Origin of the sequence: Shewanella woodyi ATCC 51908, assembly GCF_000019525.1 — a bacterium.
In the GTDB taxonomy this organism is placed as follows: domain Bacteria; phylum Pseudomonadota; class Gammaproteobacteria; order Enterobacterales; family Shewanellaceae; genus Shewanella; species Shewanella woodyi.
The window spans coordinates 4,247,207-4,260,326 of the sequence record NC_010506.1; the positions used below are offsets into that span (position 1 = coordinate 4,247,207).

Annotated in this window: 12 protein-coding genes; 5 read left to right on the forward strand and 7 right to left on the reverse strand. The window is 44.8% G+C overall.

From position 1 onward, the window contains the following. Window positions 1–110 precede the first annotated feature (110 nt). Window positions 111–338 (forward strand): hypothetical protein, encoded by a 228-nt coding sequence (locus tag SWOO_RS17905; protein WP_012326072.1) that lies wholly within the window; start codon window positions 111–113, stop codon window positions 336–338. Between the two features lie 157 nt (window positions 339–495). Here the strand turns inward: SWOO_RS17905 and thiI are convergent, their stop codons facing one another. The 3 genes from thiI to pomA form a co-directional block, all read right to left on the reverse strand. Next, entirely contained in the window at window positions 496–1,950 is a 1,455-nt protein-coding gene (thiI, locus tag SWOO_RS17910) for a tRNA uracil 4-sulfurtransferase ThiI (protein WP_012326073.1), read from the reverse strand. A gap of 167 nt (window positions 1,951–2,117) precedes the next feature. Next, the gene (locus SWOO_RS17915) at window positions 2,118–3,086 is read right to left on the reverse strand and encodes a flagellar motor protein MotB (RefSeq protein ID WP_012326074.1); all 969 of its coding nucleotides are present in this window, start codon (window positions 3,084–3,086) and stop codon (window positions 2,118–2,120) included. Window positions 3,087–3,090: 4 nt separating this feature from the next. Then, window positions 3,091–3,858, reverse strand: a complete 768-nt coding sequence (gene pomA, locus SWOO_RS17920; protein ID WP_012326075.1) for a flagellar motor protein PomA — start codon at window positions 3,856–3,858, stop codon at window positions 3,091–3,093. 436 nt (window positions 3,859–4,294) lie between these two features. On the opposite strand from pomA, the gene xseB reads away from it, so the two are divergent. From xseB to dxs, 3 genes are read left to right on the forward strand one after another with little or no spacing between them, the layout of a single operon-like run. Next, a complete protein-coding gene (gene xseB / locus SWOO_RS17925; RefSeq protein ID WP_012326076.1) occupies window positions 4,295–4,534 on the forward strand; it encodes an exodeoxyribonuclease VII small subunit in 240 nt (79 codons plus the stop codon). Further along, window positions 4,535–5,416 (forward strand): (2E,6E)-farnesyl diphosphate synthase, encoded by an 882-nt coding sequence (gene ispA / locus SWOO_RS17930; RefSeq protein ID WP_012326077.1) that lies wholly within the window; start codon window positions 4,535–4,537, stop codon window positions 5,414–5,416. A gap of 20 nt (window positions 5,417–5,436) precedes the next feature. After that, window positions 5,437–7,302 carry a 1-deoxy-D-xylulose-5-phosphate synthase gene (dxs, locus tag SWOO_RS17935; RefSeq protein ID WP_012326078.1) on the forward strand — a complete coding sequence of 622 codons (1,866 nt, stop codon included), beginning with the start codon at window positions 5,437–5,439 and terminating at the stop codon, window positions 7,300–7,302. 90 nt (window positions 7,303–7,392) lie between these two features. Here the strand turns inward: dxs and grpE are convergent, their stop codons facing one another. Further along, the gene (gene grpE / locus SWOO_RS17940; protein WP_012326079.1) at window positions 7,393–8,022 is read right to left on the reverse strand and encodes a nucleotide exchange factor GrpE; all 630 of its coding nucleotides are present in this window, start codon (window positions 8,020–8,022) and stop codon (window positions 7,393–7,395) included. A 94-nt stretch (window positions 8,023–8,116) separates the two neighbouring features. Between grpE and nadK the strand changes: the two genes are divergently transcribed. Then, the gene (gene nadK / locus SWOO_RS17945; RefSeq protein ID WP_012326080.1) at window positions 8,117–8,995 is read left to right on the forward strand and encodes an NAD(+) kinase; all 879 of its coding nucleotides are present in this window, start codon (window positions 8,117–8,119) and stop codon (window positions 8,993–8,995) included. 78 nt (window positions 8,996–9,073) lie between these two features. On the opposite strand, the gene SWOO_RS17950 is transcribed toward nadK, so the two are convergent. From SWOO_RS17950 to SWOO_RS17960, 3 genes are all read right to left on the reverse strand, one after another. Then, window positions 9,074–10,165 (reverse strand): energy transducer TonB, encoded by a 1,092-nt coding sequence (locus SWOO_RS17950; protein WP_012326081.1) that lies wholly within the window; start codon window positions 10,163–10,165, stop codon window positions 9,074–9,076. Window positions 10,166–10,516: 351 nt separating this feature from the next. After that, window positions 10,517–11,866 (reverse strand): MATE family efflux transporter, encoded by a 1,350-nt coding sequence (locus SWOO_RS17955; protein WP_012326082.1) that lies wholly within the window; start codon window positions 11,864–11,866, stop codon window positions 10,517–10,519. 76 nt (window positions 11,867–11,942) lie between these two features. Further along, window positions 11,943–12,998 carry a CobW family GTP-binding protein gene (locus SWOO_RS17960; protein WP_012326083.1) on the reverse strand — a complete coding sequence of 352 codons (1,056 nt, stop codon included), beginning with the start codon at window positions 12,996–12,998 and terminating at the stop codon, window positions 11,943–11,945. Window positions 12,999–13,120 lie beyond the last annotated feature (122 nt).

Sequence of the window (13,120 nt, forward strand, 5' to 3'; positions counted from 1 at the left end):
GCGATTTTGGTTAAATTTTGCGCCAACGAAATGACTATAGTTAGACAGCCTCTACGACGTAAATGGGGAGTGTCTGACAACCCAAAATATCCGCCCGGAGGCGACCATATATGCTAAACCTTAAAACTGTATTTGTTCTTGCTTTCCTATCAACAGCAACAAGCGTACAAGCTGATGAAGCAAGAATTGACACCACAGACCTTCATGCAACGATTAGTGCAGAACTAGCTGAGGGAATGGAAGTGATGCAACAAGATCTTACTGAAGACCTTAACGCCATGCTAAACACTAAAGATAAAGCAGAACAAGCTGAAGTAACAGTACTACGCGCCGAATAAACACGCTTAGCCATACTGAAACTAACAAAAAAGCCGCGAAGCAACAGATGCTCGCGGCTTTTTTGTATCTAACGATATTACTCTATTTAATAAAAAGCCGCAGTGATATCAGTATCACTGCGGCTCACACAAGTTAGCTCACACCCAGCACAAACAGTTAAGGGCGGTAAACTTTAACGTTATCATAGCCTTGTTCTTGAAGGTATAGCGCCTGAAGCTTACTCATCACGCCTCTGTCGCAGTAAAGCAGATAAGTTTTACTCTTATCCAAATCGGCAAACTTAGTCGCTAATCTAAAGAAAGGGATCGCCTTCACTTCAACGCCCTCAACCTCAAGCGGTGACTGCTCCTCCTCTTCTGGAGCACGAACGTCGATGATCACTTCACCTGAGTTAATATCGCCAACGGTTTCCGTTGAGGTGATCTTAGTGTCCATACTAGTAGCTATCTCTCTGATATCGATAACCTCAGCAGCTTCAATAACACGGTCAATAAGGTCTTCAGAAAACTTCAGCTCCTCAGCTTCAATCTTAGAGAGTACAGCCTTAACCGTTGGGCGCTGAGAGATCACACCGCAATACTCGGGGATAGACTTAGAGAGATCTTCTGTACCAATTTTACGACTTAAGTTAATAATGTCCTGCTTATCCATGGCGATGAGTGGACGTAGAATAAGCTGATCTGTGCATCGGTCGATGATGCTTAGGTTAGTCAAGGTTTGGCTTGATACTTGCCCCATCGCCTCACCAGTTACTAACGCTTGTATTCCCATCTTTCTGGCAACTTTAGCCGCAGCTCGCATCATCATACGCTTGAGAATAACCCCCATCTGGCCATTATCTATCTTCTCAAGGATCTCTGTTACCACAGGATCAAAGGGGATTGAGATAAACTTGACCTTATGGGACTCACCATATTTCTGCCATAGATGATAAGCCACCTGCTTCACACCTATCTCATGCTGATCGCCACCTAAGTTGAAGAAGCAGTAGTGGGTACGAGAGCCACGTTTAATAAACTGATAACTGGAAACACCTGAATCAAATCCGCCAGAGATAAGCGACAATACATCTTCCTGAGTCGCCATAGGGTAACCACCTAAGCCCTCAATGCGTTTACTTACTAGGTATAGACTCTCTTTATCTATCTCAAGATTAATCGTCATATCAGGATTTTTTAATCTAACACCTGCCGCCTCAGTAAACTGATTTAGCCCACCACCGACATAACGCTCAACTTCGATGGATCTAAAATCATGATTACCGACACGCTTAACCCGCACACAAAAGGTTTTACCCGCAAGTTCATCTTTATAAACCGCTAAAGTTTGTTGATAGATATCATCAACCGATTCGAATGTGCTCTCGCTTACCTGAAGCACATGAGCGATACCAGGAATACAAGCAAGACGCTCAGCGAAAGCCTCCACTAAGTCTTGTCTATCGTCTGGCACCAACACCATGATTTTGTCCCACTCACGCTTCACTTTAGCGGTCTCATCGACCTTCTTAAGTACATTACGAATATTGGTTTCAAGCATCTTGGTAAATCGCATTCTTACCGGTTTGCTTTTCATCATGATTTCAGGGAACAGTTTTACGATAAATTTCATCAGGGGTCTTCCGGGGGGATCAAGCCATTAAATAATATTGGCCGCATTATACCAAGATCATTTGAAGATTGCTTATTTAGTCGAAGGGAAAGCCTAAGAAATAAAAAGGCGCTAAGAGTCTCCTCTTAACGCCCCATTAAATTAGATGGTAGCTTGGGTATCTACCTCTATGGCTCTACCGTGATCTCATCAGACTCCATGGCTTTACCTTGCTCAATGGCAATCTCAACCCTGCGATTACGGGCACGATGACTACTGGTATCATTTGCCACAAGCGGATCAGAGTTTGCCATGCCAACCACCTTCATTCTTTGTGGATCAAAGCCTTTCACTTTAATCAGCTCATGAGCAACCGCTACGGCGCGTTTACTGGATAGGTCCCAATTAGAGCTATAAAGCTCATTACTGATATTCATATCATCGGTGTGTCCCGACACTGTCACTATCCCTGGGACATCTTTTAATAACTCACCCACTCGACGAACCACAGGTTTAAACCTTGGTTGTAGGAAACCTGAACCTGACGAGAAGGCGCCCTTCTCACGGATACGAATAATGATCTGCTGACCTAAAGACTCAATCTCTATCGCACCATCAACAATCTCAGTATTTAGCTCCTGAGCCATCTTCTTTACCTGCTCATTAATATTTTCCTGAGCAGCAGCTTGAGCATCAGACTCCTCTTTTGCCTTAGCTTCAGACTCTGAATCCGATGATGATTGAGCAACAGACTGCTCCTGCGCAGTAGCAGAGGACTCACCACCTCTTTGCTGGCCTTGCTGCTTTTGACTACCACCCGAACTGTCATCTTCACCGGCCTGATATTCGATAACAGGTTCAGTAATTTCACTGGTTTGTTGAGTAATGGTCTCAATGGGAGTTGGCTCAGGACGACCGGGCCTGAACTCAAGGGCGATGACCGATGTCCCTTTGGGGATATCTTTAACTTCTACTTTATTCTGGACACCAAAAGCATACTTCATCGAACCGGCGATCTGCTTAAACTTCAGCACATCCATCTCAGAAAATGACAGTAACAGTACGAAGAAACACATAAGTAGTGACATAAGATCAGCAAAGGTTGCTAACCAGAGAGGCGCTCCGGGAGGTGGACAGTCACACTTTTGTTTAGCCATGGGATCACTCCCCGTCCGTCGTGTCTATCTGCCTTTGTTTTTCAGATATATAGTTCTTCAAAAAGCCTTCAATCACGCGGGGGTTCTGTCCATCTTGAATCGCTAAAACCGCATCCATAATCAGATTTCGATTTAGCATCTCTTCATTCATTCTCAGCTCTAATTTACCGGCAATTGGGATCGCTACCATGTTTGCGACCATAGCCCCATAGAGTGTTGTTAATAGTGCAATAGCCATCGCAGGACCAATGGATTTAGGATCATCCATGTTCGACAACATCCCCACCAAGCCCACTAAAGTACCGATCATTCCCATTGCAGGGGCAACATCACCTACAGTCGAGAAGATACTAATACCTAACTTATGTCTCTGCTCAGTTAATGCGATATCTTTCTCAAGCGCATCACGAACCACATCACCATCGTGTCCATCAACCAACATATCCACTGCTTTTTGCATAAAGCTGTTGGTGATCTCCGCCTCCTCCAAGGCCAAAAAACCGCCTTTACGAGCAGCATCAGCCATAGTGACTGACTGTTCAATCAACTCATCGGGTTTATCAATCTTAAAGATAAACGCTTTTGCTGCAATTTTTATCGAGCCAAAAAACTGCTTCAGATTATATTTCATCATCACAACAAAAAAGGAGCCACACAGTACAATCAAAATAGAGGCGACATCGATAAAAATCCCGATACCACCACTACTGGCCATCGCCCCGAGAATAAATCCGAATGCACCTATGAGTCCTATTAGGGTTGCTAAATCCACAACTGCTCCTCAAATGAAACTAGTCTTCGGCTGAATATCCGAAACTGTAAAAAAATACGCACAATGCCAACGAGATATGTTCTCTGTTATAACCTTAACTTTATAACAAAGATAGAAATAAACCCAATAAGCGCCCCCTTGAGGAGACAAAAAATGCAAATAACGTCGTTGAGCGGATAAAACCTAATCAAACTTGTCTCAATACCGCTCAAGGGCTAACGGTTCACTTCATTTTTATCAAGGTAAAGCAGACAATAAGATTTTAATCGCTACTCTCAATTATCGGACAGCTTACACGCAAGTTTAGCTACAAATTCAATTTTTTATAAAAAAACCACAATAAAGCGTGCTATCGGGCAAATTTACCGCAGCACAATTTGACCGTTGTCGCTGGCTGCGATACCGTGTGTCACGCTAATTTCAAGGAGTCGTTACCGTGGCAAAAAAACCTGAAAACCTCACTTTTGAAGAATCCCTTTGTGAACTCGAGCGCATTGTTTCAGAACTTGAACAAGGCGACGTTTCCTTAGACGATGCATTAAAACAGTTTGAACGTGGCATAAAGCTTGTCCGCAACAGCCAAGGAAAGTTAGAACAAGCACAACAAAAAGTCGCTATCTTAATGGCTGATGATGAAAGCGCCCCGCTAACCCCTTTTTCTCCTGAGGCTGAATAAGTGCTAGCTCAAGCCACAACCCAATACCAACAACGCGTTGATAACCAGCTTACACAGGTTATCGATGCTCAATCTGTGACAGACTCTCAACTACTGGCAGCAATGAAACATGGTGCCCTGATTGGCGGGAAGCGTATTCGCCCTTTTCTGGTTTATGCCATAGGTGAGATGCTCAATGTTCCACAGGAAAAATTAGATGCAGCTGCAGCGGCCATAGAGTGTATACATGCCTACTCTTTAATCCATGACGATCTACCCGCCATGGATGATGACGCCCTGCGCCGTGGGCAACCAACGGTTCATGTTGCCTTTGATGAAGCAACGGCTATTTTGGCAGGTGACGCCCTACAAGCCTTAGCATTCGATATTTTAAGTCAACCCATTGATGGCCTAACACCCACACAGAATCTGGCGATGGTTCGCGCATTAGCCAAAGCCTCCGGTTATTCTGGAATGTGTGGTGGACAAGCGATGGATCTCAACGCAACCGATAAGCAGATAGATTTAGCCACCCTGACCCAACTACACAAACTAAAAACAGGTGCCTTAATCCGCTGTGCTGTCGAACTGCCAATGATCGCCGCTGACCTGCCAAAAGATGAGCAGGCACTACTAATGACTTTCGCCGATGCAGTTGGCTTAGCTTTTCAGGTACAAGATGATGTGATTGATATCATCTCCAGCACCGAAGAGCTGGGAAAACCTCAAGGCTCAGATTGTGATTCCAACAAGAGTACTTACCCAAAACTACTTGGATTAGACGGTGCAAAAGCCACCGCCGAGAGTTTGATACAAGATGCTCTATCAGCGCTGACAAAATTACCATACAATAGTCAGCTAATTGCCGAATTCGCCCGTTTTATCATTGAGCGAAGAGTATAATCAAGAGACCAATTATCTCGATGAGTTTGGATATTTCTCAATACCCTGTGCTTGCACAGGCTAATACCCCTGATGAGCTGAGACAGCTCCCTCAAGCCGTGCTACCACAACTAGCAGACGAGCTTAGAGGTTTCCTATTGAAGTCAGTGGGCAAGTCAAGCGGCCATTTTGCCTCTGGACTCGGCACAGTGGAACTCACTGTGGCACTTCATTACGTCTATAACACGCCGTTCGATCGCCTTATCTGGGACGTGGGCCACCAAGCCTATCCACATAAGATCTTAACCGGACGCCGTGATGCCATGCACACCATACGTCAAAAAGGCGGAATACACCCCTTCCCATGGCGTGAAGAGAGCGAGTACGACACTTTTAGCGTGGGTCACTCAGGCACCTCTATCAGTGCAGCGTTGGCCATGGCCGTTGCTGCAGAAAAAGAGCAAGCTGGACGTAAAGTCGTATCTGTTATCGGTGATGGTGCTATGACTGGCGGCATGGTCTTCGAAGCCATGAACCATGCAGGCGATCTACATAACGATATGTTGGTCGTGCTCAACGATAACGAGATGTCTATCTCTGAAAATGTCGGCGCACTCAATAACCACTTAGCTCAGCTGATGTCGGGACGTTTCTATACCACGATCCGTGAAAGCAGCAAAAAGGTACTCAAAGGGATGCCTGTCATCAAGGAGATGGCTAAGCGTACCGAAGAGCACTTAAAGGGCATGGTTGTTCCCGGTACCATGTTTGAAGAGCTAGGCTTTAACTACATAGGTCCAATCGACGGCCATGATGTCGATGCCCTCGTTGAGACCATGCGCAATATGCGTAACCTGTCAGGTCCACAAATTTTACATATCATGACCAAGAAAGGTCGTGGCTATGAGCCTGCGGAAAAAGATCCTATTGGCTGGCATGCTGTGCCTAAGTTTGACCCATCCACTTTTGAGAAACCGGCGTCAAAGCCAAGTAACCCAACCTTCTCGCAAGTATTTGGTAAATGGCTTTGTGATGTAGCCGAAAAAGATAAAAAAGTATTGGGGATCACCCCAGCTATGCGTGAAGGTTCAGGCATGGTTGAGTTCTCTCAGCGTTTTCCTAAGCAATACTTTGATGCGGCCATTGCCGAGCAGCACGCGGTGACTTTAGGTGCAGGTTTTGCCTGTGAAGGGTTAAAACCGGTTGTCGCCATCTACTCAACCTTCCTGCAGCGTGGCTATGATCAGTTGATCCACGATGTCGCGTTACAAAAGCTACCAGTACTCTTTGCTATCGATCGCGGTGGTATTGTTGGTGCCGATGGGCCAACTCACCAAGGCGCCTTTGATCTCAGCTTTATGCGTACAGTACCCAATATGGTCATCATGGCACCTTCTGATGAGAATGAGTGCCGTCAGATGCTCTATACCGGTTACTGCTATAATGATGGCCCAACCGCAGTGCGCTACCCAAGAGGCAGTGCTACTGGCGCTCCTCAAATAGAAGAGATGACTGCCCTACCTATCGGTAAAGGTTTGATTAAACGTCAAGGCCAAAAGGTCGCTATTCTCAATTTTGGCACGCTATTGGCCAGTGTATTAACAGCAGGAGAGTCCCTTGATGCAACAGTTGCAGATATGCGATTTGTTAAGCCACTGGATGTCGAGCTAATTAAAGAGTTAGCAAACTCCCATGACGTGCTAGTCACTGTTGAAGAAAATGCCATCATGGGCGGTGCTGGCTCAGGTGTACTTGAACTGCTACAACAACTTAAACAGCCAATGCCTGTACTCCAGCTTGGTCTTCCAGATGAGTTTATTAAGCATGGTGACTCAGGTGAGATTATTGCTGAGCTAAAACTCGACGCCGCAGGCATTTTGGAGCAGATAGAGAGCTATTTAGCTTAACATCTAGTCTATATCGGCAAATAAAAAGGACTGCAGTTGCAGTCCTTTTTCTATTGAGTGATACCAATCGGTATCACTGCTCACCCAATCTTAAGCTTGGGTATCGACCCCTGAGCCACCTTGAGAAACCATCACCATTGCAGGACGCAATAGGCGATCATTTAGGATATAGCCTTTCTGCATCACCATCATAACGGTATTTGCAGGAAATTCTGGGCTTGGTTGCATGCCGATAGCTTGGTGGTGCTCAGGATTAAAAGACTCACCATGAGGATTGACCTCTTTAAGACCAAACTTATCAACCGTGCTCACAAAGCTCTTCAGTGTTAGCTCTACACCTTCATAGATAGCTTTAGTTTCTTCTGCCTCTGCATTGGTACCTTGAAGCGCACGCTCCATGTTATCAATCACAGGTAGCAGCTCATTAGCAAACTTCTCTAATGCAAACTTATGTGCTTTTTCAACATCTTGAGCCGCACGACGACGGATATTAGCCTCTGACGCTGCAGCACGAGTCACAGAGTCTTTCTGCTCCTCTATTTTTGCATTTGCTTCAGCAAGTGCCTGTTCTAACTCTTCAACGCGGAAATTCGCCTGAGTGAGTTCATCCATTAAACTGGCTTCATCGTTACCGGTTTCAACCTCACTTTCAGTTAGGATTTCACCTTCAACGGCTTCATCTACTTGGTTCTGTTTCGCTTTACTTGAATCGTTGCTCATTCTAACTCCAGCTAAAAATACTTTGTTTCTTCCTGCTCTGAGGATAATATGGGGATCACATTCAAGGTTTCAAGCCCTAGTAATAAGATAATTTATGCCTAAAGCGTTTCAAACTATCGGTCTTATCGGTAAGCCAAATCACCATGGCACCAATCTCACTCTAAAACGGTTACACCACTGGTTAACCATGCAGGGGTTCGAGATACTGGTAGAGGAGCGAGTCGCCGCAGAGATGGGACCTAAGTGTAACTCTGTGGATCTACTCGAGCTCGGCGACAGATGTGATCTGGCCATCGTCGTTGGGGGCGATGGTAACATGTTAGGCGCTGCCAGAGTGCTTGCCCGCTTCGATATAGGCGTTATTGGTGTAAACCGAGGCAACCTTGGCTTTTTAACCGATCTTCCTCCTGACTCATTTGAAGCTGCTTTAGGCGATGTCCTCGAAGGTAAATTTGAGACCGAGTTTCGCTTTCTACTTGAAACTGAAGTACACCGTCACGGCAACATGAAATCCAGTAATACTGCAGTCAACGAAGCGGTATTACACCCTGGTAAAGTCGCTCATATGATAGAGTTTGAAGTCTATATTGATAATAACTTCATGTACTCTCAACGAGCCGACGGCATGATAGTGTCGACACCGACAGGCTCAACAGCTTATTCATTATCCGCAGGTGGGGCCATTTTAACCCCTAACCTTGAAGCACTCATTTTAGTACCTATGTTCCCCCACACTCTTTCCAGTCGCCCGATCGTAGTCGATGCCTGCAGCATCATCAAATTAGTGGTGTCGCCAGAAAATGGTGATAATTTAGAGGTGAGCTGCGACGGACATGTCATGTTGCCAGTGCTACCAGGTGATGAGATCATCATCAAACGTAGCCATGAGCGTTTACGCCTAATCCACCCTAAAGGCCATAACTACTTTCATGTGTTAAGGAACAAATTAGGTTGGGGCAGCAAGCTATTTTAACCCACAAATTAATATAAATAAGGGCCAGATATTAGTATCAGGCCCTTATATTTTATAACTTGCTGTTTATCTTTAAAGCTATGATTTTGCCATAGTGTAATCTAGCTGCACCGTGCTTGGCGCTGCAACGGGTTTTCCATCGACAAATTTAGGTGCATATCGCCAATGTTTGATCGCCTTTAATGACTCTTTCTCAAAGCCGCTTCCACCCTCCGACATGATTACTTTAGGCTCAGTAACAAAGCCTGACTCATCGACAATAAAAGAGAGCTGTACCATTCCCTCTCTACCCGCTCTTGCCGAGTTAACTGGATATTTAGGCGGTAAACGGTAAAGAGGTACTTGTTCCTGAGTATCTAGCCAAGGACGCATACTGCCAATAGCGATACAATGTTGAGTAGACTTCTCACTCAGACCTTTTTTCTCATAGAGCTCGACCAGTTGCGCGTGGGAGGCTAACTCATAAGGATGACTGTAATCCAGCACAGAGAACTGCTTCACTACCTTATTGAGTAACTCAATAGCTTTAGCATCTTGTTTTTTAGATTTACGTATCATGCCTACAATATAAGTAGCTCTGACGCGAGCCATAGCGTCTTCAGGTAACTCATCCTCATAGATCTCAAACGCCTTAATGGCATAATTTTGAATCTTTCGACTGTAGAGTGGAGTTTTGGAAAGCTTGTTAAATGCTGACATTAAGGTATTGGCTAGCAATATGGGATCGTCAGCATCTTCAGCAATATCGATAGCCTGAATAAAGTATTTTCTCGCTACTTTAGGTTTTTCAGCAGTACCAGCTGCGCCAATTAAGGGTTCAATCAGCTCGATCGCGTCATCATCAAAATGTGTTTGATAAATAGCTAAAGCTTGGCTGTATGCATCAAAGGCCTGAGTTTGCTTCTCATTGATCTCTAAAGCACTCCCTAAATTTAGGGCAAGGTTAGCCAAATCTAAGCTCCCTTTTGGATATATCTCTTTTCCTAATTGATAAGCTTTATCTGCATATACCTGAGCATCTGAGTAGTTTTTATCACTCACAGCAGACTGGTATGCAGCATAACTATCAGAGAACTCTGAAGCCGAGACAGTAAAACTCGTGGCACTACATAGAGCTAAACTCAAGGTTGCCGCGAAAAGTGATTTCCGTAAACCAGATTCAAACTGCATAAATATCCTTATTTATACCCAAACAACCTCAAGATGCAGGATTCAGCATGTCGAGAAGTGACAGAGTTCAAGGCATGAAATAGTAGGACTAGTTACTCTAATTCAATCATTTCATAACACAGAAAAATGTTGCTTCTCGCCTTGCCCTACGGGAGTGACCGTAGAATACCTGCACTGCGTTAGCGATATCGACAAGGGAATAACCATTATCCTCAATCACTGCCTTGTTCAGCTATCCTACGGGAGCTCTGAAACGAGCATTTTGAGGTAGCTTGGGTATGTATTGATGTTCATCTCTTATAAGCGCTTAGGTTAGCACTCATTGTGTGGCTCTAGATTAACAACTCACCTTTATAGTTCAAGTTGTTTCGCCACCCGCCGTAACGCAAACCCCATCCAGATAACTAAGAGTGAGCTGCAACAAGCCAGCGATATCCACACACCGTTAGTACCAAATGCCCAAGCAAACAGATAGACAACGAAGGCTATCAACAGCAGCTTAGCCCCGGTTAACATTGACGCTTCTTTTGAGTAGTTAATTGCCTGAAAGAAGCTTGCCCCTACCAATAACAGCCCCTCCATCGGTAAGCCCCAAAAATAGAGCCCCATCCCCTCAATCGCATAGGGAGTTAGCTCAAGGTTATCACCGGCAAAAATATAGACCACCCATTGCGGCTTAGTGTAGATAAATAACAGACCGAGAAATGCGGTCACTAAGGTGATCCCAAAAGCGATTTTCAGTGTCTTAAACACGCGGTCATAGCGTCCAGCTCCCGCGTTGAAGCTAAATATAGGCTGCGTGCCAAAAGCTATCCCTTCAAATACAAGGTAGAAAAATGCCTCTGTGTAGCTCACAACGCCATAGGCCGCAACATGCAGTGGTGAGCCCACCCACAAGAAAGCGATGTTATGCAGTGTTAGCACGATAGAGAGATAGAGATTCATCAAAAAACTAGGTACGCCAGTTTTAAGAATATTAAAACAGTGGTCTAGCTCTAACTTCATCTGCGATAGGGTGATTTTCAAGCGTGTCTTATCTGAGAGAAAATGCCATAAACAGAGGCCACCCGTCACCGCCTGAGACATCATGGTTGCAATAGCAGCTCCCACCAGCTCAAAGGGAAACACAACGATAAATAGCCAGTCGAGAACAATGTTAAGACAGCCACCCAAAATAAGTACACCAGTGACGAAGCCAGGACGGCCATCATTTCTAAGCAGTGCGGTAAAGGCGACAGAGATAATAGGAAAGATGCCCAGAGCATAATACCAAAACAGATAATCATCTGCGCTATCAAGCACTGCACCTTCAGCGCCCAACAGCTGCAATATATCTCTGGAAAAATAACTACCAAAAATGGCAAAAAAGGCGCCAAAGATTAAGCAAAGACTAAAGGTATTGCCGAGGATTTTTCTCGCCTTTGGCACCGAGCCTTGACCTAAATAGATAGAGACAAGTGCCGCTCCCCCCATTCCCAACAAGGCACCAACGGCATACAGCAGAGCACCAACAGGGTAAGCCAGCATCATACCTGCAAGGCCAGTCTCCCCTAGATAGTGACCGACGAACATACCATCGATAGCGACATAGATCCCCGTCACCAACATGGAGAGTATGGTCGGTACCGTATAACGCCATAGCAGTTTAGGGATAGGGTCATTGACCAAAGCTAAGTCTTGACTCGAGATCTCAGGATTCATTCACGCTATGCCCTATAAAAACGTCACCTATAGGAGATGACGTGAAAGCAGTTATATAAAAAGTTGTCATAAAATATCAGAAACTTATACGCTTAGATACTGCAAAAAGTTGAGCCTCTAGCTTATCGACTTCAAGTGTGCTTAGACTGATTATCTCCAACCTAGAATCCATGGTGTCATCTAACTCAACAACACTCATCTCACCATCAATCACATTAAAACCAGCAATCCCTTCATCGGTAATAAGAACAGCTTTAATACGGGTGACATCTAAGGATTTAATAAAATTTATCACCTCATCAAAATTAAACTCATAACTGAGATCAAACACCCAACCACAGGAGTAGAAGCCTTCTCCACTGTTATGTTTTACTAATACCCCTCTCTCATCCAATTCAGGCTCAACTAAAGCTGGTTCAATCTCAAATACACTTATTGGTTCAGGTGTTAACAGGCTTTTTTGCGGTGAAAAGACCTTCTTTGGAAGCTTTGCCGCGCTATCGAGTGATGCCAGCAACTGAGCAGAAAGAGAGGTCTGAGCATTAGCAAGCATGCTTAATAAGAAAAAAGTGCTCTGCTTCGGACCTTTTGAGGGAAAAGCGTGCTCAACATAATCAGTTAACTCTTGAAACTCTCTATCACGATAGAGATCTGATTTCGTCGCCAAGACAATATCCGCTACCCTCAACTGCTGATTAAAAATATCATGGCCAGAATAGCGCTCATCAGATACCTTTCTCGCATCCACCAAACACACAGTGGACTTTAGGGCAATAACATTTTGATAGTGAGATTGGCTCAATAGCTTAACCACCTCTTGGGGGTGGCCTAATCCTGTAGGTTCAATCAATAACCTATCCGGTTTTGCCTTAGCGATAAGCTGATTAATCGCGACCTGCATGGGTACACTTGCCGCGCAACATAAGCAGCCCCCTGCCACTTCACGGATCTCAATACTTTCTCCACTGCCAGACAGTAGCGCACCATCTATTCCCACTTCACCAAACTCATTAACTAAAATCGCCCAGGTCTCACCTTCAGGCTTAGTGGCTAATAACTGCTTAATGAAGCTTGTTTTGCCGACCCCTAGAAAACCGGTGATCACATTAGTTGGAATAGGTTTTAGTATCATGACAGCTCTTATGCAGATAATGGACAGCACAGTGTAGGGGGAAACAGCTCAACTCTCAATATCCAAGGCTTTGCTTATCACTTGAAAACAAACACCCGAAACACACAAGCAAAACATATAAG